The organism is Longimicrobium sp. (genome assembly GCF_036399255.1).
Taxonomy (GTDB): Bacteria; Gemmatimonadota; Gemmatimonadetes; order Longimicrobiales; family Longimicrobiaceae; genus Longimicrobium.
The window spans coordinates 14,953-40,119 of sequence record NZ_DASWNM010000061.1; the positions used below are offsets into that span (position 1 = coordinate 14,953).

The 25,167-nt window shown below is 72.2% G+C and carries 16 protein-coding genes; 9 read left to right on the forward strand and 7 right to left on the reverse strand.

Annotated elements, in window-relative coordinates; translation table 11 throughout:
* The first annotated feature begins 21 nt into the window (after positions 1–21).
* Positions 22–501 (forward strand): SMI1/KNR4 family protein, encoded by a 480-nt coding sequence (locus VGC13_RS09610; protein ID WP_331125026.1) that lies wholly within the window; start codon positions 22–24, stop codon positions 499–501.
* 37 nt (positions 502–538) lie between these two features.
* The gene (locus VGC13_RS09615; RefSeq protein WP_331125027.1) at positions 539–1,237 is read left to right on the forward strand and encodes a cupin domain-containing protein; all 699 of its coding nucleotides are present in this window, start codon (positions 539–541) and stop codon (positions 1,235–1,237) included.
* A 76-nt stretch (positions 1,238–1,313) separates the two neighbouring features.
* Here the strand turns inward: VGC13_RS09615 and VGC13_RS09620 are convergent, their stop codons facing one another.
* Positions 1,314–1,715: a hypothetical protein gene (locus VGC13_RS09620; protein ID WP_331125028.1), complete on the reverse strand. Its 402-nt coding sequence runs from the start codon at positions 1,713–1,715 to the stop codon at positions 1,314–1,316.
* The gene (locus tag VGC13_RS09625) at positions 1,715–2,287 is read right to left on the reverse strand and encodes an RNA polymerase sigma factor (protein ID WP_331125029.1); all 573 of its coding nucleotides are present in this window, start codon (positions 2,285–2,287) and stop codon (positions 1,715–1,717) included. The genes VGC13_RS09620 and VGC13_RS09625 overlap by 1 nt, the downstream gene beginning before the upstream one ends.
* 585 nt (positions 2,288–2,872) lie before the next feature.
* Between VGC13_RS09625 and VGC13_RS09630 the strand changes: the two genes are divergently transcribed.
* The 4 genes from VGC13_RS09630 (at position 2,873) to VGC13_RS09645 (ending at position 8,807) form a co-directional block, all read left to right on the forward strand.
* Complete coding sequence (locus VGC13_RS09630) at positions 2,873–3,259, forward strand: DUF6249 domain-containing protein (RefSeq protein WP_331125030.1); 387 nt, start codon at positions 2,873–2,875, stop codon at positions 3,257–3,259.
* Positions 3,260–3,317: 58 nt separating this feature from the next.
* The gene (locus tag VGC13_RS09635) at positions 3,318–4,850 is read left to right on the forward strand and encodes a serine hydrolase domain-containing protein (protein ID WP_331125031.1); all 1,533 of its coding nucleotides are present in this window, start codon (positions 3,318–3,320) and stop codon (positions 4,848–4,850) included.
* A 1,171-nt stretch (positions 4,851–6,021) separates the two neighbouring features.
* On the forward strand, positions 6,022–6,780 hold the full coding sequence (locus VGC13_RS09640; RefSeq protein ID WP_331125032.1) for a phosphatase PAP2 family protein: 759 nt from the start codon (positions 6,022–6,024) through the stop codon (positions 6,778–6,780).
* 632 nt (positions 6,781–7,412) lie between these two features.
* A complete protein-coding gene (locus tag VGC13_RS09645) occupies positions 7,413–8,807 on the forward strand; it encodes a sigma 54-interacting transcriptional regulator (protein WP_331125033.1) in 1,395 nt (464 codons plus the stop codon).
* Positions 8,808–8,842: 35 nt separating this feature from the next.
* On the opposite strand, the gene VGC13_RS09650 is transcribed toward VGC13_RS09645, so the two are convergent.
* The 5 genes from VGC13_RS09650 to VGC13_RS09670 all read right to left on the reverse strand — a co-directional run bounded on the left by VGC13_RS09650 (position 8,843) and on the right by VGC13_RS09670 (position 15,163).
* Positions 8,843–9,955 carry a hypothetical protein gene (locus tag VGC13_RS09650; protein ID WP_331125034.1) on the reverse strand — a complete coding sequence of 371 codons (1,113 nt, stop codon included), beginning with the start codon at positions 9,953–9,955 and terminating at the stop codon, positions 8,843–8,845.
* 109 nt (positions 9,956–10,064) lie between these two features.
* Positions 10,065–11,813, reverse strand: coding sequence for a hypothetical protein (locus VGC13_RS09655; protein WP_331125035.1), 1,749 nt, complete (start codon positions 11,811–11,813; stop codon positions 10,065–10,067).
* Positions 11,814–11,815: 2 nt separating this feature from the next.
* On the reverse strand, positions 11,816–13,144 hold the full coding sequence (locus VGC13_RS09660) for a hypothetical protein (protein ID WP_331125036.1): 1,329 nt from the start codon (positions 13,142–13,144) through the stop codon (positions 11,816–11,818).
* Positions 13,145–13,148: 4 nt separating this feature from the next.
* On the reverse strand, positions 13,149–14,048 hold the full coding sequence (locus VGC13_RS09665) for a hypothetical protein (RefSeq protein ID WP_331125037.1): 900 nt from the start codon (positions 14,046–14,048) through the stop codon (positions 13,149–13,151).
* 338 nt (positions 14,049–14,386) lie between these two features.
* Positions 14,387–15,163, reverse strand: a complete 777-nt coding sequence (locus VGC13_RS09670; protein ID WP_331125038.1) for a hypothetical protein — start codon at positions 15,161–15,163, stop codon at positions 14,387–14,389.
* 1,234 nt (positions 15,164–16,397) lie between these two features.
* Between VGC13_RS09670 and VGC13_RS09675 the strand changes: the two genes are divergently transcribed.
* The 3 genes from VGC13_RS09675 to VGC13_RS09685 form a co-directional block, all read left to right on the forward strand.
* Entirely contained in the window at positions 16,398–17,063 is a 666-nt protein-coding gene (locus VGC13_RS09675; RefSeq protein WP_331125039.1) for a hypothetical protein, read from the forward strand.
* A gap of 60 nt (positions 17,064–17,123) precedes the next feature.
* The gene (locus VGC13_RS09680; protein ID WP_331125040.1) at positions 17,124–23,492 is read left to right on the forward strand and encodes an amino acid adenylation domain-containing protein; all 6,369 of its coding nucleotides are present in this window, start codon (positions 17,124–17,126) and stop codon (positions 23,490–23,492) included.
* Positions 23,485–25,167, forward strand: a 1,683-nt coding sequence (locus VGC13_RS09685) for a condensation domain-containing protein (RefSeq protein ID WP_331125041.1), incomplete at its 3' end; no start/stop codon positions are given. The genes VGC13_RS09680 and VGC13_RS09685, both read left to right, overlap by 8 nt.

A 25,167-nucleotide genomic window follows, 5' to 3' on the forward strand; every position in this document is an offset into this window, starting at 1 on the left:
CGATGGGCTCTGGAGAATGGGATGACGATCGATGAATTCGCGGCGGAGATCACGATGAAGGGCCCGCCGCTGCCGCCGGAGAAGATCGACGCCTTCGAGCGCGAGATCGGGCACACGCTCCCGGAGGACTACCGCCGGTTCCTGTCCATCTGCAACGGCGGCTACGCGGGCGGGCGCTTCTGGTTCGAAGATGCGGGGGTGCACCACGTGGGTGGGCTGCGTGCGGAATCCAGTTTCTCGCTTCGCGACAGCCACCGGACCTACCAGGTCGAAGAGCGGTGGATTCCACGCTCGCTGATCTGGATCATGGACGATCCGTTCGGCAACGCGATCTGCCTTGGCGTTGCGGGCATCGAGCGTGGCCGCGTCTTCTTCTGGAACCACGAGGGCATTCCGGATGCCGCGGAATGGGACGGAGAAGCGGTGACGGCCGACAACATCGAGATGCTTGCTGAATCATTTACCGACTTCGTCGAAGGCCTGGAGGAGCCGGGCGATTGAAGATGAGGTTCATTCCCATGCCTATAGCAAGGATATGTTGAGCGACTTCGTTCCCCTGGAGATCCGCGACGGGCTGCTGGTGGACCTGGCAGACGATGCGTATCCCACCCGCGTCTACGGCTGGCGCGCGGATGCGCTGGCGCTGGAGGCGGACGCCACGCACTACGGGATGGCGGTGGAGGATGGCGGCGTGCTGCAGGCGGAGGCCGGGCGCTTCGAGTTGCGCGCGGGGATGTTCTTCGTGGTGCCCGGCGCGGCGACCGTGCGGGGCGGGGCGGGGATGGTGATCTCGCGGCTGGGGTACCGAGGGCTCTTTCAGCTGGGCGGGCCGGTGGAGGCCGCCGGGCGCCTGCGCTACATCGACGGCTGCTCCGACACGCTGCTGGTGTGCCCGCCGGTGCTGAGCGAGCCCTGCCTGAACCACCTGCACATGCCGCCGGGCACCGACCAGACGGCGCACACGCACCCGTCCGAGCGCATTGGCGTGATCGTGCGCGGCACGGGCGAGTGCCGCACGCCCGGCGGCACCTTCACCCTGCGGCCCGGGATGGGGTGGCGCATCCCCACGGGCGTGCTGCACTCGTTCTTTACCCGCGGCGAGGCGCTGGACGTGCTGGCGTGGCACCCGGACAGCGACTTTGGCCCCACGCACGACCATCACCCCATGGTCAACCGCACCATGGTCGACGGCGTCTCCGCCTCCGCCATCGACGAGATCCGCACGACGGAGGTCTGATCAGCAGAGGAAACGGCACGAGAAAACTCTGCTCACTCTGCTGACTCTGTGTGAGGCCTGATCTTTCGCCGGACTGTCACATCGGCGCCAGGCCAGCGCGGCGCGCCAGGCGGTCCGCCATCCCCAGCACGACGGCGACGAGGGCAACGGCGGCGATGGCGTGAAGCCCGGAGCTCTCACCCATCGGCCCCGCCACCCCGGTCAGTGCCCCGCCCAGCGCCGCGATCACGGTGGGAACGGCCATCGCGCACGCCACCAGCATGAGCACGGGGAGCACGTAGCGCTCGAACGGCGACGCGCGCACGGGGGCGGGCATCAGCCGCGCCGCCATGGCGTCGGCGAAGTCCGGGGGCAGGGCAAAGCCTTCGTCCTCGCGCAGCGCGGCGAACACTACCTGGTACGCCGCCTCGTCCGCGTCCGCCGCGGCGCGCGCGCTCCCGCTGTCCAGCGCGGCCTGGATCTCCTCGTCCCGCTCCATCACGTCTCCTCCGGTCCGTAGCTGGCCACCAGCTTCTCCTTCAGCAGCTTGCGCGCGCGGAACAGGTGGCTCTTCACCGTTCCCTCGGGCAGGTCCATCACGGCCGCGATCTCGCCCACGGCCATCTCTTCCAGGTGGTACAGCGTCACCACCGTCCGGTACTGCACCGGCAGCTCGTCCACCCGCGCCCGCACGAAGGCGCGAAGCTGGGCGCCCTCCACCTCGTCCAGCGGCGAGGCACCCGTCCCCGGCAGCTGGTCGACGGCCGTTCCGCCGGCTTCGTCCGGGCGCAGGTCGTCGTACAGCGGAATCCGCCGCCGCTCCAGGTGGTTCAGGCTGAGCCGGTAGGCGATGCGGGCGATCCAGGTGCCCAGCGCCGACTCGTGCGCGAACTGGTCCAGCTTCTGGTACACGCGGATGAAGACGTCCTGGCACACCTCTTCGCGGTCGCGCGGGTCGCGCACGATGCGAAAGACGACGTGGCTCACCAGGCGCTGGTGCGTGTGCACCAGCTCCCGGAAGGCGTCACGGTCGCCCGCCAGCACGCGCGCCACCATCTCCCGATCGCTCATTTCCCGTTGGACAGGGTCACCGCGGGTTCGGTTGCAGGGGAGGGTCGATCAGGATTCGTTGGATGGCGATCGGCCATCGCGCCGCTCACCCCGAAGGTGGACGTGGGGAGGGTTCTCAAGATCGCGCATCAGGTGGTGCAGGCCGCTTGCTCCCGCGCGCCGCGAAGATCATCGGGGCGATCTGCATCCTCCCCTGAAAAAACGCGGATGGCCCCCTGCCGCGCTTCCATCCCTCTTCCGTTCCCGACGTCCCACGCCGGCTCGTGCCTCGTCGACCAGCGCGCCATGCCTCCGCTCACCACGACCCGGTTCGGAGGGTGAGCGCAGGGGAAACGGCCCGAGAAAATGAGCTCCCCACCTGCTGCGCAGACCCTTGCTCAGGGAACTTGGGCCAGCAGTAGCGGCATCCTCCCGCCGTTGCTGGCTATTCCCTATTCCCTGTTCCCTATTCCCTGTCAGGTCGCAAGCGGCTTCACCCGATGCCGGACCTGCGCGTGCAACCGATTTTCGCATCGCCCTGTCCATCCTGAATGAGGCGCGCATCCGGCGCCTCGCGCAACCCCGATGAATGCCCTGGAGGCCATGATGCTGGACGGTCCTACGCTCGTTCTGGTCGGCTTCTTCGCCTTTGTACTGGGCGTCACCAAGGTGCTCTCGGACAACTGGACCAAGCGCACCCTGATCGGCTCGCGGGTGTCGGACGACGTCGTCCGCAGCCTGTTCCGCAAGGAGTCCGATCCCGAGATGTTCGCCGCCCTCAAGTGGGGGATCGTGCTGGTTTCGCTGGGGCTGGGACTGATCGTGTCGCAGCAGCTGCACACCAGCTTCAAGGAGCCGCTGGCCTGGGGCGTGGTGCTGGTGTTCGGGGGCGTGGGGCTGCTGGTCTACTACGCCGTCGCCCGCGCCCTCCTCCGGCGCGACGCCGCCGCGGCGCCCCAGCGGCACCGCGCATCGTTCGACGAGCACGTCTGAGCCGTTCAACCGACAACCGGGTCCCGACAGAGGCGACCTTCAACCAGAGAGATAGATGATGAACCGCATCCTCGCCATCACCGCCGCCGCCCTCCTGGCGGCCGCGCCCGCGCCGGCCCAGCAGCAGCCCGCGCCCGCCGGCCCCGGCGGCCCGCCCGCCCCGGTGCAGATCCCGGACACGCCCACCGGCGCGGCCGCCCGCGCCTTCATGGACGCGATCAATGCGCAGGATTCCGCGGCCCTGCACGCCTTCGTGCAGCGGTACGTGTCGACCACGCCGATGATGGAGTGGACCCCGGCGCGGTACGAGGCCATGTTCGCCCGGCTGGCGCGCCAGAGCGGCGGCGAACTGCGGCCGGGGCGCCTGCGGGACGAGGGCGATCCCAACTACCTGGCCGTGATCTTCCAGGCCCGCTCCGGCGGACGCGTGGGCGTGGAGTTCGTCGCCGACCCCGCCGACCCCGCGCGGATGAAGCTGATCGAGCTGCATCCCATGGCCGCGCCGGGCCCGCGCCCGGAGCTGCCGCGCGAAAAGGCGGACGAGGCCACCGTCGCCGCGGCGGTCGCCCGCCACGTGGGCGCGGCGGCGGAGGCCGACCGGTTCAGCGGCGTGGTGCTGCTGGCCCGGGACGGGCGCATCGTCCACCACCAGGCGTACGGGATGGCCGATCGTGACGCGGGGCGCGCCAACACGCTCGACACCCGCATCGGCACGGGCTCGGTGCCCAAGATGATCACCGCCGTGGCCGTGGCCCAGCTGGTGGAGCAGGGAAGGCTCAAGTTCACCGACACGCTGGGCGCGGTGCTCCCCGACTATCCCAACGAGGACGCGCGGCGCCACGTGACCATCCACCACCTGCTCACGCACACCTCCGGCGTCCGCGACCCGTTTGCGGCGCCCGGCTACGTGCGGGGCACCCGGTACGCCACCCCGGGGGAGTGGATGGCGCTCTTTGCCGACCAGCCGCTGGAGATTCGTCCCGGCGAGCGGATGCAGTACAGCAACGGCGGATACGCGGTGCTGGCGGCCGTGGTGGAGCGGGTGAGCGGCCAGCCGTTCGCCGAGTACGTGCGCGACCACGTCTTTCGCCCGGCGGGGATGGCCGCGGCCGACATGGACGCGTACCGCCGGCTGCCGTGGTCCCGCGGCTACTCGCGGCCCCCGGAGATGGACCCCATGGGCCTGGAGCCGCGCCGGAGCAACGAGTGGATGGTGGGCTCCAATGGGCCTTCGACGGACCTGAGCGGCTTCGGCGGCATCGGTCTGACGGCGGAAGACCTGTATCTCTTCACCCAGGCGCTTCGGGAGCACCGGCTGCTGGGGGCGGAGATGACGGAGACGGTGCTGGCGGGCAAGGTGCCGCTGGGTCCCGATCCGGCGGTGCAGTACGGGTACGGGTTCTTCGTGGCGCGGTTCCCGGAGGATGAGCACGCGACCATCGGCCACAGCGGCGGCGGCAGCGCATCCGGCATCGGCGCCGACGTGGAGATGGTGGGTCCCTGGACGCTGGTGGTGCTGGGCAACTACGACCTGGAGCAGGACATCCGCCCCATGGCCGGCCCGCTGCTGGGTTTCCTGGCGCGGCAGTAAGGGTGGATGCGGGCCGTCGTCTGCACGGCCGGCGCTGTCCGAGGAACATGGAGGGTCGCCGCTCAGCGGCGGCCCTCTCGTTCGTTCATGGCGGCGTGCTCCCCGGAATCGAGTCCAGCCGCCTCACAGGGTGCGGCCAAACCTCCCAGCGTGATTGACTTCCTGAGGGAGGCGCCGCCCGTAACTCGCTTGTCCACTGCACTTTGGCGCCGACCGAAGGACCTCGCCAGCAGAACGGCGGGGCGGGTCCCGTGCCCTGATCTGGCCTCTGCGCCACCGGGACGAGGTCCTTCGGTCGCGCGCAACCTGTAGCGTGACTTCTGGTTGGACGTGATGCGCTCCCTCAGGAAGTCACCACTTCTTTGTTCGTTCGGGGGTTTGGCAACACCCTCTCAGAGCGTGTTTAAGAATCCGACGCTGCGCATCCAGGCAGATCTACCAGCGCTGTCATTCCGAGGCCCGGCCACGCCGTAGCCTGCTTTCACACCAGAGGTTGCAGGGCCGAGGAATCTCCTGTCGGATTGCTGGAGGGCAGACGCGGCAGCCCGTGCTTACCTTGCGGCTACGACAGGGGCGGACAGGGCCAGTGCCGGAGCGGTGCGGCGGGGCACCAGCAGCAGACAGTAGATTTCTCAGTCGGCGCGCAGGATTTCGTGCGAGCCGATGGTGCGGTGTGGCGCCTCCTTCGAAATGACATACGAGCGCGAGCGCAGGGATTCTTAAACACCCTCTCAGGCCACGGCGGAGCAGTGCCGTCACCCCGGTCTGTCATTCCGAGGGAGCGCACACCCGGCACCTTGCCCGGCCAAGGAACCCGGCGCGCGACCGAGGAATCTACTTTCTGGTCCTCGTGGCGTGTCGCGAGTCCCGGACCGGCCCCGTCAGGCGGTTTCGCGGCCGAAACGATTGCGCGGGCTGCCGCGTCCGCCTTCGAGCACGCCGACGGCAGATTCCTCGGCCCTGCAACCCGCGGCGTGATCGTCCGGCGGCGGCGTGGCCGGGCCTCGGAATGACAGACCCTGCGCATTCAGCGGGGTTGGGGACGGTGACACGGCTGGCCGCGGGTTTGCGCGGCCAGCCGTCTGCGTCTAACCTGTCGTCACGCGTTCGTGACGAACTCCGTGCAAACCGGAACCGGACACCATGCCTGCCCCCGACCTGACGGCCGCGCGTGCATCGTACACGTAAAGAGGTGGTGATCGGCGCCGCGCGCGGACTGGCGCGCGCGCTGGTCCGCTTTGTCCGCGCGCGCTGGAAGCCCCTGCTCCTGCTCTTTTTTGGCGTGGGCCTTCCGCTGGTCGCGTTCGGCGACCTGGCCGAGGACGTGTGGAGCCGCGGCGGCATTGGCTGGGACGAGCCGATCCTGCGCTACGTACACCAGCACGAGACGCCGGGCCGCACCGCGGTGATGAAGTTCATCAGCGCCATTGGCTACGCGTACGGCGTGGTGCCGCTGGCGATTTTGATCGGCCTGGGCCTGCTGGTGGTGCGCCGCCGCGGAAACGCGCTGTTCTGGGCCGTGGCGATGGGGGGCGCGGGGGTGCTGAACCAGAGCGCCAAGCTGTCGTTTCGCCGCGCCCGGCCCGAGCTGTGGCAGTCGCCCGCGCCCGAGCACACCTACAGCTTTCCCAGCGGGCACGCCATGGGCTCCATGGCCCTGGTGGCCGCCCTGGCGGTGCTGGCGTGGCCCACGCGGTGGCGCTGGTGGGCCATCGCCCTGGGCGGCGTGTTCACCCTGCTGGTGGGATTCTCGCGCGTGTACCTGGGCGTGCACTTTCCATCGGACGTGGTGGCCGGGTGGTCCGCGTCGCTGGCGTGGGTCCTGGGGGTGAGCCAGGTGGCGTATGGCCGCCTGGTCAAGCCGCGCCCCCGCGCCACCCCCGCCGCCGCCGGCCCCGACCCGGCCCCGGAGCCGTCCGCCGGGACCTGATCGCGATCTCATGGACGAACATGCGAAACGCCGCCGCTCGGGAGAGCGGCGGCGTTTCGTCTTCCGCGCCGTGCCCGGCCGGCCGGTCTCTCCACGGGAAATTCACGAGCGGCCGCGGATGGCGTCCAGAATCGATGCTACGGCACGACAGGGGCGCAGCAACGTGCGCGGAAACCGATCCAACAACGTACCCGAGTACGGCAAAACGTGCGTTTTTGTCGCCGTGAACGACCGCGATTCCGTACGCTGCATCGGCTTCCGTTTGCGTTTCCGTGTAAACGTTTATGCACCGTCCCCGCGACGGGTGCGGGGCTGCGGAGCACGCGGCGAAAACTTGCCGATTCGACCGTTGACGCACGGGTGGGGGCGGATTAGTCTATGCGGCGGTGTTGCTGCATGAATGTGCGTATAAGGAATGCACAACGCGGCACGGATGCGTGCCCGCGCATCGCGGGACGGCATGCCGCACGTCGTCCGCGCGCCCCGCACGTCCGTCACCGGAGCGCTCCGCGGACGCCGCCGCCACGCAGCTCCGGCGACTGCCGCCAATCACGCCGGCCGCGTTCCCGGCGCCCGCCGCGCCCACCGGGCCGGCGAACTCCGTTCATTTTGCCGTTGATGTGCATTTTCGCATGCCGGAGAGCTTCGTCTGGTTTCATCGGTTCGGGACGGACCGGCCGTACCGCGACTTCCTTCCCCTCACCTCGCTGGCGGCGGCGGGGCTGAGCCTGCGCCCGCTGGAACGCGGAGAGCCGGGACGCGCCGGGCTGGTTTTCTTTGACCAGGTGTCGGACCCGCTCTGCGACTTCGTTCGCGACGTGAGCCACGGCGGGCGGCAGCGCGTGCTGGCGGTGGCCACCACCCCCGGCGCGCTGGGCGCGGGCGCGCCGTGGCGGCTGCTGCGCAACGGCACCTGCGACGTGCTTGCGTGGGACCGGTCGCCCGACCCCGCGCGCGAGGTGCTTTCACGGCTGGAGCGGTGGGCCGCGGTGGACCGGCTGGTGGATTCGCCGCTGGTGCGCAACCACCTGGTCGGCGAAAGCCCCGCGTGGACGTCGCTGCTGCGCCAGGTGGTAGAGGTGGCCGCCTTTTCAGACACGGCGATGCTGCTGCTGGGCGAAAGCGGTACGGGAAAGGAGCTGGTCGCGCGGCTCATCCACTCGCTGGACCCGCGGCCGCGCAAGAAGGAGCTGGTGGTGCTGGACTGCACCACCGTGGTTCCCGAGCTGGCGGGGAGCGAGTTCTTTGGCCACGAGCGCGGGGCGTACACCGGCGCGCAGGGGCCGCGCGACGGCGCGTTTTCGCTCGCCGACGGGGGCACGCTGTTCCTGGACGAGGTGGGCGAGCTTCCCCCCGCCCTGCAGGCGCAGCTGCTGCGCGTGGTGCAGGAGAAGACGTACAAGCGGGTGGGCGGCAACAGCTGGAACCGCACCGACTTTCGCCTGGTGTGCGCCACCAACCGGGTGCTGCAGGACGAGGTGGCGCGCCGCGAGTTCCGCGCGGACCTGTACTACCGCATCGCGGCGGTCACCTGCCGCGTCCCTCCGCTGCGCGACCGGCCCGAGGACATTCTCCCGCTCTTTCGCCACTTCTGGACGCAGCTGCGTCCCGGCACCGACCCGCCGGAGCTGGACGACTGCGTCTGCGAGCACCTGCTGCGCCGCCCGTACCCCGGCAACGTGCGCGACCTGCGGCAGCTGGTGGCGCGCATCGCCTGCCGGCACGTGGGGCCGGGCCCGGTGACCCCCGGCGACCTGCCCGAAGACGAGCGTCCCGCCGGCGACGGCCCCGAAGAGTGGTGCGACGGCGACTTCGAGGCCGCCATCCGCCGCGCCCTCGCCCAAGGGGTGACGTTGAAGGAGATCGGTCGCCTGGCCAGCGACGCCGCCATCCGCATGGCGCTGGGCGAGGCGGACGGCAACCTGCAGCGCGCCGCCCGCCGCCTTGGCGTAACCGACCGCGCCCTGCAGATGCGCCGCGCCGCCGAGCGCCGCCCCCCCGGCGAGGCGCCGGAGGCGCGGGGGTGAAGGGATCAGGCGCGTAGACTAGGCGAGTATCGACGCTAGTAAACGGTGCCCGCGGCAACTTGGATCTGGGGTTCGAGGAACCACGGATGAGCTACGCCCTGATCCATGTTGTTCGTGATGTCGATTCCGCCCGGGTCGTTCCCCGCCCCGGGTGAGGCGACCACCTGCTGGGCGGAACTCCGGTTGGTTAACCCTGTCAGCGTCACGTTATGCCCGATGATCTGCTGAACGTTTCCGTTGTTGACATTGTTGTTGAAGAGGGTGCGGTTGTTGAATGCCTCGATCCTCCTGTTGATCGAGCGGATCAGGACGTGCTCGACGTCTCTGCGCATTAGATCTTCCTGGACACCCTGCTGCCCGATGAGTCCGGCCGCTCCGTGAAAATCCAGGTTCTGCGGCGCAGGTCCGACGCTGCCGATCCAAATGGCAAAGGGGGCCTGTGGGTTTCCACCAAGCGCTCGCAGAAGATTCTCCTGCCCTTGCCAGCGTGCCGCGAGTTCAGCCGTCTGTCCCACGTAACGGGGACGATGGAGCAGAATGACGCCGTTCGGTTCCATGAAGTTTCCATCGACCAGGGCGAGAACGTACACGGTGTGCGGAAAGTTGATCGGGTTCTGGACGAAGTCACTGAGCCCCTGCGTGGTCCAGGTAATCGTCACACGCGGTCCCCGATGCCGCCTACCGGCTGCGTCGGAGGCTGCCGCCGCATTGGCATGGTAAATCTCCAATTCCCCCAGCACCGCCGCCGGTCGTACCTCCATGATGTCGAACAGCACGCCGCGCGGGGGCGCCGTCACGATCTCCATTTCCCCCGCGCGGCCGGGGGCGCGAAAGACGTGCAGGGTGCGGCCGCTGGCGGGGTGGGCCACGGTGCCGGCGGGGCGCGCGGCGCGGGCCAGCGCCGCCACGTGCTCGCGGACGGCCGTCTGCGGATCGGCCGCGGCGGGGTGCGCGGGATGCGCCGCCGCGCGGACCTCGGCCGCCAGCGTGGCCAGGCGCTCGGGGGGCAGGCGCAGCACCGCGCCGCCTGGGCTGCGCCACACACCCGGCGCGGCCGCGCCGGGCTCCAGCCGCCGCTCCATGCGGCGGCCGGCGAACCCGGACGGCAGCGCCGATTCGCGCAGGAACGGCCCTGAATCATCGTACATGGATTACCTCGTTTCGATCAGGAAAGTCGTTGGTTTGGGGATGGGAGACGCGGAGGCGGAAGGGGAGCGGGCCCGCACGGCCCGCCCCCCTTTCTTCGCGGCCGCGTTGTCAGGCCACCACCTCGCCCACCTTGGGCGCCGGCAGAATGAGCCCCGGCTGCAGCTGCCGCTCCAGGAGCAGCGCCGGCTGCACGTAGCGCAGGTCGCCCGTGCGCGGATCGGGCTGGTCGCTGGCCAGGTCCACGCCCGTGACCGCCTTGTAGGCGTACAGGTAGCCCTGCACCTCGGGCTTCCAGAAGCGAGCCCAGGTGCGGGCCACCTCCTGGTCCGACTGCCCCATCCAGCTGCCGTAGCGCACCGACAGCAGAATGCGCTCGCCAAAGCGCGCCAGGTCGTTGAAGTGCAGCACGCTCACCTCGCCCCACCGTTCCATGCGGCGCACCGCGTCAACCCGCGACATCCACGTCTCGGGATACGCCACCATCGCCCTGCCGCCCAGGAAGTTCTTGAGCTCCGGCCGCGACATCAGCCACTGCTGCACCAGCATCTCCTGGCGCGCCTGCCAGGGAAGGTCGCGGAACTGGTTGCCCGCGCCCTGCGACAGGATCAGGCTCAGGTCCTTGAGCGCGTTCAGCAGCGGAAAGGCGTCGGCGATGTAGGTGGTGTCGGCGTCTTCCTTGTAGAACGCCGAGCACAGCCGCAGCAGGTTGTGAAACGCGGCCAGGAACGTGGTGCGCGGATCCGCGGGGTGAAGCTCTCCCACCGCCTTGCCCGAGAGCGCCAGCCCGTACTGGTGCGTGTACTCGTACGCCCGCCGTGCGACCGACAGGTGGCGGTACTCGTCGCGAAGCCACCCCCACAGGAAGTTGCTCAGCGGGCGCAGCGGGGTCAGGTCCAGGTTGGCCAGCGGTTCGGTCTCGCCGCGGCGGACGTTCTGAAAGCGCAGCAGGATGGCGTTGAACCCCTGCACCAGCATGGCCTGCTCGATCCAGTACGACCAGATCAGCTCCAGCAGGTAGGGCCCAGACGGGTCCAGGTAGCTGGCGCAGAAGGGCGAGACGCTGACGTCTCCCTCGTTGAAGTTGGCCCGGAGCACCGTCCTGAGGTAGTTGTTGCCGTCGTGCCCCAGGTATTGCTCCAGGCGGTCGTTCAGCACGTCGTACCTGATGTTCTGCCGCTCCAGGCGCAGCACGTCGCGGGACGCCGTGGCATCCGGGGGGAGTACGCGCCCCCTGGCGCCGAAGTGGAGCCTGGGCTCCACCCCTCCCGGCGGCCCCGAAAGCTGCCACACCCCGGCCTGGGTGAGCAGGAACACCTCGGCCGCGCGCATCAGCAGGTCGTACGAGTTGATGTAGGAGTCGTGCAGCTGCTCGCGAAGACGCACCACCACGGTGTCGAAGGAATCCTCCACCGTACCCGGGCTCTGGCACAGCACCCGGTTCACCCAGCTCTCGAACGCGCTGAACGAAACCGCGTCCGTGTGCTGGGCGATGGCCGCCCACAACGCCAGCGAGTCGGTGTCGACCATGCCCGAGCGCTGCAGCTGCACGCTCGCCGGCCCCGCCGCGGGCGAGCCGGGGAGCGGCGGCATCGACTCGATGCGGATGGGCTCGGTAAGGTGCCTGGGCAGGTCCGGCGGCCCGTCCCCGGCGTCCCTGGCGCTCCCGAAGCTACCGGTCCCGCCCCCGCCCGATCCTGACGCGCCGCCTCCTCCCCCGGCGGCGGTGGTGGTCGTCGTGGTCGTCGTGGTCGTGGTGGCTTCCACCGAACCGGCGTCTGACGTACTCCCGGGCAGGTCGCCCTCCGCGCCGTCGATGGGGATCTCTTTCTCTGTGTTCTTCTCGTCTCCGGTGGGCATCGCTAACCTCCTGTGGCAAGGGTCAGAGGCGCGGCCGCGGGCGCCGGCGGCAGGGGCGGCAGTCCGCGGCTGGCGGACGCGTTGATGGTGCGGCGCAGCGCCCAGTAGGTGAGCAGGTGGCGCAGCAGCCGGCTTTCCTCCTCGGGCGCCACAAGCCCCGAGGCCCTGGCCTGCCCGATCATGGCGAACGCGTGCGACGGGCGGACTTCACGCAGCTGCAGGAAGTCGCTTCCGATGGCGCTCCAGTCGGCCAGCAGGCGGGCGGGCTGCCGCTCTGCCAGGGGAAAGATGCCGCCCAGGGTGCGGCCCCCCAGCGACGCCGGACGGTACTCCGCCAGCAGCCGCACGAACTCGGGGGTGGCGGCCAGCAGCCGCGCCAGCAGCGCCCGCGTCTCCGCCGGCTGCCCCTCCTCCGGGTACAGGGCGCGCCACACCTCGGCAAACGCGTTCCACTGCGGGTGCGGGTACAGCGCGTCGCCCATGGCGCAGCTCAGGTGCACCCGCACCCAGGGAATGGGGTGCGGATCGTCCATCCCGCCGCGAAAGACGAACGGCTTGGGAAGCGCCAGCACCGACACCAGCCCCTGCGTGGAGGCGATCCCCACCGTCCCCACGGCCCAGAAGTCGGCCACGACCTCCGAGATCCAGCGCGCCAGCAGCATCCAGGTGCCGCGTTCTTCGCCCGATGCCGACTGGGCGCGGTGTCCCAGGAGCTGGTTGAGCCCCGGGAGCAGGTCCAGCACGGCGGCGGCCTGGTGCCCCACCTCGTGCATGAGCGACGAGGCGATCCCCGCGCCCACCATCCGCTCGCGCGGCATGCGGACGATGGCTACGGGGTTCTCGCCCCCGCCTCCGGGCAGGCGGGTGCGGGCGCGGCGGATGGCGCCGCCCATCCCCTGGTCCACGTAGCACAGCACCGGCGGGGCTTCGGTCACGCCGGGAAGCGCCAGGGCGTCGTCGGCGGCCACGTCCATCCCGGCCAGCCAGGTGCCCAGCTGGGCGTCGCTGCGCTGGCTGAGCGCGTCGGAAAAAAGCTCGAATTGCGTGATCTCGCTGTTGAAGCGCAGGCGCAGAAAGGTGAACCGGCGCTGCATCTCCTCGGGCGTGGCCGCGCGGCCGGGGCCGCGCAGCCATTGCAGGTAGCGCAGCGTCCGTTCGCGCAGCTCGTTGCGGCGGGCGGAGAGGTACCGCTCGATCCCGGTGGAGGCCCCGTCCGAGGGCGCGGCCGCCGGCACCATGGGCTCGGTGAGCGAGAACGAGCGGACCAGCGCCAGCCGCGAGAGCAGTGAGCGGGCCTCCTGGTCCAGAAGGCGTGCGGCTGGGGTGTTCATGGCGTCACACCCCCAGCAGGAGGATGCGGTCGCCCTGACGCACCCAGCGCCCGGTGCGGCGCTCGCCGGGGTTCGCCGTGAACGCCGGTGCGCGGCCGTTGCCGTTGCCGTTGCCGTGGACGGTGGCCGGGGCCTGGCGCAGCAGCCCGGGGGCCACCTCGCGGGCCGCGGCGGCCAGCGCGGTCTGGGCCACGCGCACGGCCTCGGCCTGGGTGGCGGGGGTCATGCCGGCGGCGTGGCGGGCCGCCTGTGCCCCCAGCCGCACCACCCGGCGCGCCACCTCGAACTCCTGGTCGGCCGGGCTCATCCCCTCCAGCTCCAGCCCCAGCGCCCTGCCTGCGCCCTCGCCCAGCGAACGGCTGCCGGTCCCGCCCAGCTCGCCGGGGACGACCGCGTCGAGCAGCGGCCCGGCCACCGGGAAGGCCGTCTTGGCCAGCCCCTTCAGGCCGCCCAGGATCCCCCTGCCCACATCCGAGTTCAGCGCCTTGCCCAGAAAGCCCCCCACCTTCGACAGCAGTCCGCCCAGAAAGAACTCCATCTCCTGGTCCGACTGGGCGCCCAGCAGCTCCGCCGCCAGCTCCATCTCCGTCATCTCGTCGAACACCTCCTGGTTCTGCGTGCGCGTCAGCTCCCGCGCAAAGGGCGCGGGCGCGCCGGCCACCGCCGAGGCCACCTCGCGGGCGAACGGCGACGGCGCCCCCCCCGCGGCGGCGGCCACCTCGTGGGCAAAGGGCGACGGCGCCCCGGTCACCGCCTGCGCCACCTCGCGGGCGAACGGCGAGGGCGCGCCGGCGGCGGTGGCCACCATCTCCCGCGACACGGGCGTGGACGGCGCGCTCCAGAACTCCGAGGCCACCGCGTGCGTGGGGTCCAGCTCCAGGAAGCTGCGGTCGAGGTCGTGCATGATGTCCTCCAGGGAAGAAGAAAAAGGGTTGACCTGCGCCCCCCTGGAAAAGCACCGCGCGTACCGCGCTAAGTCGTTGATTCTACGTACGTCCGGGCGAAGCTCCGTTCGGTGCGCGGCGCCGGGGGCGGCGATCGGCGAAGCCCGCTTCGGCGGGTGCGCGGGGGTGGGGGCGGCGCACCGGTCTGCCCGCGGCGGCACGGCGTGCAGGCGCGCCCGGCTGGATGTTTTGCCTGATCCTGGAGCCGGCGTGTTCCATGGAACGCTGCCTGCACGCAAAACGCCGCCGCTCGGGAGAGCGGCGGCGTTCGTGTGTACGGCTCGGCTGAAGCGGCGGATCAGCCGGCGGTCAGCTGCGGATTGCCGGCGGCGGGCCACCGCGCGTCGCCGGCGATGGGCAGCAGCGGAACACCGGCGGGGGGCAGCCGCGGCGCGGGGGGCGCGCCCAGCAGCGTGCGCGCACGGACGGCCACCGCTTCCATCTGCGCTTCGCGCCGCTGCGCCCATCCCGGCAGGCTGACCGCGTTCCACGCCAGCGAGCCGCCTCCCATCAGCGCGATGAGCATCGGCCCCAGGATCGCCTCGGGGAGGGCGCCGGTCATCGCGAGCACTACCAGGGTGATCAGCGCCATCACCAGGCCGGCGGCGCCCATCCGGTTGCCGGCCATCGCGCTGCCCCTGGTGGTCCCCAGCCGCAGGCGGTAGCCCGTTGCGGTGGGCTCCACGTACGCGTGCAGGTTGCCGTTGGTCCACTCGCGCACGTCGCCGCGCGAGCCCACGCGCCCCCTTGCGCCAAAGGTCTCGCGCAGGTCACCCACCAGCATCTCCCACTCCAGCTCCGTGGGGGCGCGCGGCAGGTCCACCGTGCGGCCCACGGAGACCGGCATCCCCAGGTCCGTGCGGCGCACGGCCCCGCGGCGCAGGTCCACCGCCGCGGCCGCCTGGGCCACGCGCTCGGGCGCCAGCCCCACCTCGCCGCCGATGGACTGCAATTCCGCGAGCGTAAAGCCGGCCGCGGGCGCCAGGGCGGTGGAGCCCGCTTCCTGCCGGGCGGCGGCGGCGGCCTTGAAGATCTCCGCCACCTCCTCTTCCCCGTACGTACGTTCGTCGGGCATCTGCTCATCTTGCGCGGGTGGACGTCGCGGCCGTACCCGGCCGCCGAATCACGGGAATGCGCGCCGGCCGCCTCAAATCCGCGCGCCGGCCCTACGCCGTACGGCGCGGGCGCGCGAGAAGATTCCGTCCGTCCGGGCCGGCCGAGGTGTCGCGGGGTCCAGCGCCTCGGGCGGACTCCCATTGCCGCGATCCCATTGCCGCTGCCTCGCGGCGGCGGTGGACCTCCCGCATCCGGAACGGTCCGACGGGTGGGGGTGGGCGGGTCCATCGTCCTCCGGGTGGGGCGTGTCAAAACGGAGGAGGACGGGCGGGATGACGCCTGTCCCCTTTCGTGAGCAGTCGCCCGCGCCGAATGCCAGACCCCCGGTCGGCACGCGTCACCCCCCCAGGCGCTCATCTACTCTCTGGGGGCCGGTTTTTCGCATTTCCCGATCTTGACGGAACAAAAGTGTATAGATATAGATAATACGATCAAACGCCATTCCGGACCGGGCGTGGCGGGGTCCCTGTACGGACGTATTCCAGATCGATCGAGAGCGGCGTTCAACCATCGCTGCTCTGCCCGCATCCGATTCGTCGTCACGGTCGATCATGGCTGGCCCGGCTTTCCCCGCTTCCGCGCGAACCGCACACGGGAGCATTCGGCGGCGGTGATCCGCTAACCCGAAACGAGAGGTTTGGATAGGTATGCTAAATATCTAGCATAGATCTGTTTAGGTCAAATGAGAAGTACTTATCAAGCTCGGAGGAACGAGTGAACGTGGAACTTCATGTTTGTAACCGGGTGAATGTCTGAAGCGCTCCGCGTGCGTGTCACTCCAGAAGGACCAAGCGTCCCCAAGCGCGGACGGCCGGTGAGGGGCAGCATCCGTTCACAATGTATCTAAATATTTCGTAAATCGTCCCCTTGGAATCGAATAGCGGTTGATGCCGATAAATGGTGAATCCTGGCAGTGGCCTTGCGATCCGTTTGATCCACTTGTTCCGGAATTCCGGTCTCCTCGGGCGAGGGGGGGACAGGCAGGCCCGCGGGACGGTGGCAGCCCCTGGAGAAAAGGAGACGCACCCGTGACGCACACCCGGCGGCCGGGGCGGGCCACGGCCCCCGGCAGGCTGCCAGGCCGGTGGAAAGGACGCACCGGCCGCATCCGCACCCGTGATCCACTGCGCCATTGCAGGCCCGGATCACGTCCACACCCACATCGCCCGGCGGAAGGGATCACAATGACAGCGGTGGCAGAAGAAACGTACGCATGGCCGGGCTGGCCCCTGGAGGCGAACCCGTACGGCGCCGAGTTCGACCTTGCCGCGCGAAAGCGCATGGTGGCGGGGGGAAGGGCGCTGAGCCCGTTCCTGGACCAGTACCGGTCCCGGCTGGGCCGCGTGATCCTGGAGGTGGGGCCGTTCTTCACCCCGCTCGTCGTTCCCGACGAGTTCACGGAATCCATCGTCGTCTACTGGGACAACGACCCGCACGTGCTGAAGTGGCTGGCCGAGCGCCACGACGCCGGCCGCGCCCTTCCCATGCGCTGCAGCTTCGGCGACATCGAGAACCCCGCGGTCGCCTGCACCCTGCGGCGCCACCTGGCCGGGGCGGGCGTCCACTCCCCGGGCGTGGACTCGGCCATCATGTCGCAGGTGCTGAACTACGTGGACTTCCGGTGGTTCCTGACGGCCATCCACGGCTACGTAAAGCCGGGCGGCCACATCTTCGTGAACAACGTGGTGGACTACGGCCTTCCGCCCCACTTCTCCGAAAGGCGCCCCCGCAGCATCCAGCACACGCTGCAGGTGATCGGCGAGACGGGCTACACGGTGGTGGAGCACGCGACCCTCGATACGCCGGACGCACGATACCAGAAGAACGAACGACTGATCGTGGTTGCGACGCGCCCCTGAACAGCTCCTAACCCGCCGTATCGAAGAAACGACATGTACACGAGGGAAGACGAGGGGCGCATGATCGAAGCTTCCTATCCGCTTTCGCCGCTTCAGCAGGGAATGCTGTTCGACTCGCTGTACGCGCCGGGGTCGGGGGTGGACGTGGAGCAGATGGTGATCGGGCTGCGGGAGCGCCTGGACGTTCCCGCGCTTACCCGCGCCTGGCTGCGCGTGGTGGAGCGGCACCCCACCCTGCGGACGGCCTTTCGCTGGGAGGGGACCGACGCGCCGCGGCAGGACGTGCACGCCCGGGTGGAGCTGCCCGTGGAGCCGCGGGACTGGCGGGAGCTTTCGGCCGCGGAGCGGGAGGACCGGTTCGACGCCTTTCTGAAGGCGGACCGCGCGCGGGGGGTGGACCTGGCGTCGCCCCCGCTGATGCGGCTGGCGCTGTTCCGCACGGGCGGCGAGGAGCACCGGCTGGTGTGGACCTTTCACCACGCGCTGCTGGACGGCCGCGCCATGACGCTGGTGCTGCGCGAGGTGTTCGCGTTCTACGAGGCGTTCCGCGACGGGCGGGAGATCGACCTTCCCCTTCCGCCCCCGTACGCGGACTACATCGCCTGGCTGGACGCGCGGGACCCGGCCCCCGACCGGGCGTTCTGGGCCGGGGTGCTGGACGGCTTCACTGTGTCCACGCCCCTGCCGCGCCGCGGGGCCCACGCCGCCCCCGACGGCGGCGAGGCGTACGCCGAGCAGGAAACCGTTCTGCCGGCGGCCACCGCGAGCGCGCTGCGGACGCTGGCGCACGCGCACGGGCTCACCCTCAACGCCATCGTCCAGGGCGCCTGGGCCATCCTCCTTTCGCGCTACAGCGGCGAGCGGGACGTGGTGTTCGGCACGGTGCGGGCCTGCCGCCACGGGTGCGTGGAGGGCGCCGCGGCCATGGTGGGGTTGTTCATCAACACGGTGCCCATGCGCCTGGCCGTGCCGCCGGACGCGCCCGTGCTCGCCCTGCTGGGCCAGGCGCGCGCGCAGGGGGTGGCCGTGCGCCCCCACGAGCACGCGCCCCTGGCCGAGATCCAGGGGTGGAGCGGCATTCCGCAGGGCACCCCCCTGTTCGAGAGCACGCTGAACTTTCAGAGCGCCCCCTTCTACCAGTCGCTGCTGGCGCAGGGCGAAGGGTGGAGCGGGCGGTCGTTCCGCATCCATCGCCAGCCCAGCACCCCCCTGACCCTGGCCGTGTACGGCGAGCCCGTGCTGCTGGCCCGCATCGGGTACGACACGCGTGCCTTCGAGCCTCAGGTGATCGCGGGGATGCTGCGGCACCTGGGCGTGCTGCTGGAGGCCATCGGGGCCGACGCGGCGCGGCCGGCGGCGGCGCTTCCCCTGCTGACGGAGGCGGAGCGCCGGCGGGTGCTGGTGGAGTGGAACGACACGGCGGCGCCGCACCCGGCGGACGCCTGCCTGCACGCGATGTTCACCGGGCAGGCGCGCCGGACGCCGGGGGGGACGGCGCTGGTGCACGACGGCCGGCGGGTGACGTACGCGGAGCTGGACGAGGCGGCGAACCGGCTGGCGCACGCGCTGCGCGCCCGGGGCGTGGGCCCCGAGGCGCGGGTGGGGATCTGCCTGGAGCGCGCGCCGGAGCTGGTGGCCGCCCTGCTGGGGGTGCTCAAGGCGGGCGGCGCCTGCGTGCCGCTGGACCCGGCGTACCCGCGCGAGCGCCTGCTGTACATGCTGCGGGACAGCGGCGCGCGGGTGCTGGTGACGCGCGACGCCCTGCGCGCGGCGCTGGCGGAGAGCGGCGCGGAGGCGCTGTGCCTGGACACGGACGCGGCGGAGCTCCGCGCCGGGAGCGGCGCCCCGCCGCCGGACGGGGCCGCGCCGGCGAACCTGGCGTACGTGATCTACACCTCGGGGTCCACCGGGCGCCCCAAGGGGGTGGCCGTCACCCACGCCAGCGCCGCGGCGCTGGTGCACTGGGCCCACGACGTGTTCGCCCCGCGCGAGCTGGAGGGGGTGCTGGCCTCCACCTCCGTCTGCTTCGACCTGTCCGTCTTCGAGCTCTTCGTCCCGCTGTGCGGCGGCGGGCGCGCGGTGCTGGCGGGGAACGCGCTGGAGCTGCGGGAGATGGCGGACGCGGACGAGGTGCGGCTGCTGAACACGGTGCCCTCGGCGGCGGCGGCGCTGCTGGACGCGGGAGGGCTGCCGCCGGGGGTGGAGACGGTGTGCCTGGCGGGCGAGCCGCTGGCCACGGAACTGGTGGACCGGCTGTACGCGCAGCCCGGGGTGCGCCGCGTGTACGACCTGTACGGTCCGTCCGAGGACACCACCTACAGCACCTTCACCCTGCGCCGCGCCGGGGCCGCGCCCACCATCGGCCGGCCGGTGGCGAACACGCGCGCCTACGTGCTGGGCCCCGATCTGCGGCCGGTGCCCGCGGGGGTCCCCGGCGAGCTGTACCTGGGCGGCGCGGGGCTGGCGCGCGGCTACCTGGGGCGCCCGGGCCTCACGGCCGAGCGGTTCGTCCCCGACCCGTTCGCCGCCGGGCCCGGCGGGCGGCTGTACCGCACGGGCGACCGGGTGCGCTGGACGGCGGACGGCGTGCTGGAGTACCGCGGGCGGCTGGACCACCAGGTCAAGATCCGCGGCTTTCGCGTGGAGCCCGGCGAGGTGGAGGCGGCGCTGCGCCGCGCCCCCGGCGTGGCGCAGGCGGTGGTGGCGGTGCGGGAGGACGGGGGCGAGAAGCGGCTGGCGGCGTACGTGGTGGCCGCGCCGGGGGCGCGGCCGGCCGCGGAGGAGCTGCGCGAGGCGCTGGGGACCGTCCTCCCCGAGCACATGGTGCCCTCGGCCTTCGTGTTCCTGGACGCGCTGCCGCTGACCCCCAACGGCAAGGTGGACCGCGCGGCGCTCCCCGATCCCGGCGGGGCGGGCGCGGGGCGCGGGGCGTACGCCCCGCCGCGCACGCCGGTGGAGGAGGTGGTGGCGGGGATCTGGGCCGAGGTGCTGCGCGAAGAGCGGGTGGGGGTGCACGACCACTTCTTTGCCCTGGGCGGGCACTCGCTGCGCGCGGCGCAGGTGGTTTCGCGGCTGCGGGCGGCGCTGGACGTGGAGGTGCCGCTGCGGACGCTGTTCGCGGCGCCCCGCCTGGAGGAGCTGGCCCGCCAGGTGGAGCGCATCCGCGCCGCGGCGGCGGGCCCCGCCGCCCCGCCCATCCGGCCGCTGCCGCCGGAGCGGAGGGCCGCGGGGGTGCCGCTCTCGTTCGCGCAGCAGCGGCTCTGGTTCCTGCACGAGATGGAGCCGGACGGGTCCACCTACAACATCCTCACCGCCCTGCGGCTGCGTGGCGAGCTGCGGGTGGACGCCCTGGCGCACGCGCTGGGCGAGGTGGTGCGCCGCCACGAGGCGCTGCGCACCCGCTTCGTGGCCCGCGGCGGAACCCCGCTGCAGGCCGTGGCTCCCCCCGCGCCGGCGGCGCTCGTGCCCGAGCCGGTGCCGGCGGACGGGGTGGAGCGGACGGTGGCCGGCGAGGCGCGGCGCGTGTTCGCGCTGGGCGAGGGCCCCCCCTTCGTCGCGCGGCTGCTGCGGGTGGACGCGGACGACCACGTGCTCCTGCTTTCCATGCACCACATCGTGGGCGACGCGTGGAGCCGCGGCATCCTGCTGCGCGAGCTGGCGGCGCACTACGCCGCGTTCGGCGCGGACGCGCCGCCGCCCCTGGCCCAGCCGCCCGTGCAGTACGCCGACTTCGCCGTCTGGCAGCGCGAGTGGCTGCGCGGCGAGGCGCTGGAGCGGCCGCTGGCCTGGTGGACGGCGCGCCTGGCCGGCGCCCCCGCGGTGCTGGAGCTGCCGGCCGACCGCCCCCGCGCCCCCGTGCGGGGCACCCGCGGCGCCCGGCGCACGGCGGTGCTGCCGGCCGGGGCGGCGGCCGGGCTGCGGGCGCTGGGGCGCCGCGAGGGCGCCACGCTGTTCATGGTGCTGCTCTCGGGCTTTCAGCTCCTTCTTTCCCGCTACGCCGGCCAGGACGACCTGGTGGTGGGAACGCCGGTGGCGGGGCGCACCCGGGCCGAGACGGAGGGCTTGATCGGCTGCTTCGTCAACACGCTGGCCATGCGCGCCGACCTGTCGGGCGATCCCCCCTTTCGCGCGCTGCTGGCGCGCACCCGCGAGGCCGCGCTGGAGGCGTACGCGCACCAGGAGCTGCCGTTCGAGCGGCTGGTGGAGGCGCTGGGGGTGGAGCGCAGCCTGGCCCACACCCCGCTCTTCCAGGCCGTCTTCGCCCTGCAGAACACCCCCGCCGGCGAGCACGCCTTTCCCGGGCTGCGGATGTCGGCGATGGAGGTGGGATACGAGACGGCCAAGTTCGACCTGTACCTGGCCGCCGAGGAGCACGGGGGCGAGCTGCGGCTGGCGCTGGAGTACGCCACCGAGCTGTTCGACGCGGCCACGGCCGGGCGGATGCTGGACCACCTGGAGGTGCTGCTGCGGGGGATCGCCGACGATCCCGGGCGGCGGCTGAGCCAGCTCCCGCTGCTGGGCGCGGCCGAGCGGCGGCGGGTGCTGGAGGAGTGGAACGCCACGGCGCGCGACTACCCGGCCGGGGCCTGCGTGCACGAGCTGTTCGAGGCGCAGGCGGCCCGCACCCCGGACGCCGAGGCGCTGCTGTACGGCGGCGGGCGGCTGGCGTACGGGGCGCTCAACGCGCGCGCCAACCGCCTTGCCCACCACCTGCGCGCGCGCGGGGTGGGGCCCGAGGCGCGGGTGGGGATCTGCCTGGAGCGCACCCCGGAGCTGGTGGTGGCGCTGCTGGCCGTGCTCAAGGCGGGCGGCGCCTACGTGCCGCTGGACCCGGCGTACCCGCGGCAGCGCATCGGCTGGATGCTGGAGGACGCGGAGGTGCGGCTGGTGCTGACCCGCGGCGCGCTGGCGGAGCGCCTGCCTCCCGGCGCCGCCGAGGCCCTGTGCCTGGATGCCCTGGACGGCCTGGAGGGGCTCCCGGACGACAATCCCCGGAGCGGCGCGGCGCCCGGCAACCTGTCGCACGTCATCTTCACCTCCGGCTCCACCGGCCGCCCCAAGGGGGTGATGATCCGCCACGCCGCCACCGCCGTGCTGCTGCACTGGATGCGCGAGGCGGTGACGGACGAGGAGCGCGCCCGCGTGCTCTTTTCCACCTCCATCAACTTCGACGTCTCGGTGGCGGAGCTGTTCGGCACGCTGTGCTGGGGCGGCGCGCTGGTGCTGGTGGAGAACGCGCTGGAGCTGGCCCGCCTCCCCGCCGGCGCCGGGATCACCTATGCCAGCATGGTGCCCACCGCGGCGGCGGAGCTGCTGCGCACGGGGGGCATTCCGGCCAGCGTACGGACGCTGGCCCTGGGGGGCGAGGCGCTGCCCCCCGCGCTGGCGCAGGCGCTGTACGCCACGGGGACGGTGCGCCGGGTGGCCAACCTGTACGGGCCCACCGAGGACACCACCTACTCCACCTGCGCGGAGGTGCCCAGGGGGGAGGGCAGGGTGGTGGTGGGGCGGCCGGTGGCCAACACGCGGGCGTACGTGCTGGACCGGGCGCTGAACCCGGTGCCGGTGGGCGTTCCCGGCGAGGTCTACCTGGCCGGCGACGGGCTGGCGCGGGGGTACGCGGGGCGCCCGGGGCTGACGGCCGAGCGCTTTTTGCCCGACCCGTACGGGGCGCCGGGTTCGCGGATGTACCGGGTGTGGGACCGGGTGCGGTGGACCCCTGAAGGGGAGCTGGACTACCTGGGCCGCACGGACTTCCAGGTGAAGGTGCGCGGGTTCCGCATCGAGCCGGGCGAGGTGGAGGCGGCGCTGCTGCGCGAGCCGGAGGTGCGCGAGGCGGTGGTGGTGGCGCGCGGCGAGGAGGGGGAGCGGCGGCTGGTGGCGTACGTCGTCCCCCGCGAGGGGCACGGGGGGGCGGCGCGGGCGCTGCGCGCGCGGCTGGCCGAGCGGGTTCCCGGCTACATGGTGCCGTCGGCGGTGGTGGAGCTGCCGGCGCTGCCGCTGACCCCCAACGGCAAGCTGGACCGCGCGGCGCTCCCCGAGCCGGACGGGGCGCCGGAGGGGGCGCCGGCGTACGCGCCCCCGTGCACGCCCGCGCAGGAGGCGCTGGCGGCGATCTGGGCCGAGGTGCTGGGGCGGGCGCGCGTGGGGATCCACGACAATTTCTTCGACCTGGGCGGGCACTCGCTGCTGGCAGCCCGGGCGCACGCGCGCATCCGCGACGCGCTGGGCCGCGACCTTCCCATCGGCCTGCTGTTTCAGCACCAGACGATCGGCGACCTGGCGGATGCGCTCGAGCGCGTCCCCGATGCCCGCGCCGGGGACGACGCCCCGGGCGGGTGGGACGACACCCTGATCACGCGGCTGTCGGAGGAGGACCTGGACCTCCTGCTGGACACGCTGGCGGAAGGAGCGGCCTTCGATGAGTGAACGTGTGGGAGGGGCGCAGCCGCGCTCCGTGGCCGAGAAGCAGGCGCTGCTGGCGGAGCTGCTGCGGGGAAGGCCGGCCGGGCTGGGCGCCCTGCTCCCCTCCACGGGGCAGGAGCGGCTGTGGCTGGAGGAGGCGCTTTCGCCCGGGTCGCCGCGCAACCACATCCCGCTGGCGTTTCGCCTGGCCGGCCCGCTGCGGCCGGCGCTGCTGGAGCGCGCGGTGAACGGGGTGGTGCGCCGGCACGACGCGCTGCGCACGGCGTTCGTGGAGCGGCGGGGCCGGCCCCTGTGCCGGGTGCACCCCGCGCGCCCCGTCCCCCTGGCGGTGGTGGACCTGCGCGCCACCCCCGAAGCGCGCCGGGCGCGGCGGGTGAGCCGGCTGCTGGTGCGCGAGGCGCGGCGGCCGTTCTCGCTGGCGCGCGACCCCCTGCTGCGCGTGTCGCTGCTGCGGCTGGCGGACGACGACCACGTCCTGGCGCTGGTGTTTCACCACATCGTCAGCGACGGGCCGTCGGTGGAGCTGTTCCTGGACGAGGTGAGCCGGCTGTACGCGGCGTACGCGCGGGGCGAGCCCGACCCCCTGTCGGCGCTTTCCGCACAGTACGCCGACTACGTGGCGCGGGAGCGGCGCGACGCGGCGTCGCCGGCCACCGAGGCAAAGCTGGCTGAGTGGCGCGAGCGGCTGGCCGGCGCCTCGGCCGAGCTGGCGCTCCCCGCCGACCGGCGGCGGCCGGCGCGCCCCGGCCACGGGGGCGGGGTGGTGCCCTTCGAACTTTCGCCCGGGCTGGGCCGGCGGCTGCACGCCCTGGCCCAGGCGCGCGGCGCCACGCCGTTCATGCTGCTGATGAGCGCGTACGCGGCGCTGCTCGCCCGGCTGTCGCAGCAGGACGACTTCGTCATCGCCTTTCCCGCGTCCACCCGCGGGCGCCGCGAGCTCGAGGGGCTGATCGGGTTCTTCGTGAACCCGGTGCCGCTGCGCGTCCGCGCCGGCGCCGAAACCACGTTCGCGGCGCTGCTGGAAAGCGTGCGCGAGCAGGTGGTGCGCGGGATGGCCTGCCGCGACGTGCCGTACGACCGGGTGATGCAGGCGATGGCCTCCTCGCGCGGGGAAGGCCGGGCCCCGGAGGTACGCGCCACCTTCATGCTGGAGACGGTGGGCGGCCAGGCGCTGTCGCTGCCGGACGTCCGGGTGGAGCCGTTCGCCATTCCCTGGCGTGCGGCCAAGCAGGACCTGTCGCTGGTGATGGAGCCGCGGGGCGACGCGCTGCACGGACGCCTGCTGTACGCCCGGGACCTGTTCGACGCCGCCACGGCGGAGCGCATCGCGGAGCACTTCGGCGTGCTGCTGGAGGCGGCCGCGGCCGATCCGGAGCAGCCGGTGGCGGCGCTTCCCCTGCTGGACGAGGCGGCGCGCCGGGAAGTGCTGGAGGAGTGGAACCGCACGGACGAGCCGGTCCCGGCGCACGCCGGCGTGCACGAGCTCTTCCAGGCGCAGGCGGGGCGCGCGCCGGACGCGGTGGCGCTGGTTTCTGGCGGGGAGTCGCTGACGTACGGGGCGCTGAACCGGCGGGCCAACCGGCTGGCGCGCCACCTCCGGTCGCGGGGGGTGGGGCCGGAGACGCGCGTGGGGGTGTGCGTGGAGCGGGGGGTGGAGATGGTGGAGGCGCTGCTGGGG

Excerpts from the sequence above, each read along its gene's own strand:
- VGC13_RS09620 (WP_331125028.1), bottom strand. The coding sequence starts at position 1,715 with ATGGAGCGGGACGAGGAGATCCAGGCCGCGCTGGACAGCGGGAGCGCG.
- VGC13_RS09650 (WP_331125034.1), bottom strand. The coding sequence starts at position 9,955 with ATGTACGATGATTCAGGGCCGTTCCTGCGCGAATCGGCGCTGCCGTCC.
- VGC13_RS09625 (WP_331125029.1), bottom strand. The coding sequence starts at position 2,287 with ATGAGCGATCGGGAGATGGTGGCGCGCGTGCTGGCGGGCGACCGTGAC.
- VGC13_RS09665 (WP_331125037.1), bottom strand. The coding sequence starts at position 14,048 with ATGCACGACCTCGACCGCAGCTTCCTGGAGCTGGACCCCACGCACGCG.
- VGC13_RS09660 (WP_331125036.1), bottom strand. The coding sequence starts at position 13,144 with ATGAACACCCCAGCCGCACGCCTTCTGGACCAGGAGGCCCGCTCACTG.
- VGC13_RS09610 (WP_331125026.1), top strand. The coding sequence starts at position 22 with ATGACGATCGATGAATTCGCGGCGGAGATCACGATGAAGGGCCCGCCG.
- VGC13_RS09630 (WP_331125030.1), top strand. The coding sequence starts at position 2,873 with ATGCTGGACGGTCCTACGCTCGTTCTGGTCGGCTTCTTCGCCTTTGTA.
- VGC13_RS09670 (WP_331125038.1), bottom strand. The coding sequence starts at position 15,163 with ATGCCCGACGAACGTACGTACGGGGAAGAGGAGGTGGCGGAGATCTTC.
- VGC13_RS09655 (WP_331125035.1), bottom strand. The coding sequence starts at position 11,813 with ATGCCCACCGGAGACGAGAAGAACACAGAGAAAGAGATCCCCATCGAC.
- VGC13_RS09645 (WP_331125033.1), top strand. The coding sequence starts at position 7,413 with ATGCCGGAGAGCTTCGTCTGGTTTCATCGGTTCGGGACGGACCGGCCG.
- VGC13_RS09680 (WP_331125040.1), top strand. The coding sequence starts at position 17,124 with ATGATCGAAGCTTCCTATCCGCTTTCGCCGCTTCAGCAGGGAATGCTG.
- VGC13_RS09635 (WP_331125031.1), top strand. The coding sequence starts at position 3,318 with ATGAACCGCATCCTCGCCATCACCGCCGCCGCCCTCCTGGCGGCCGCG.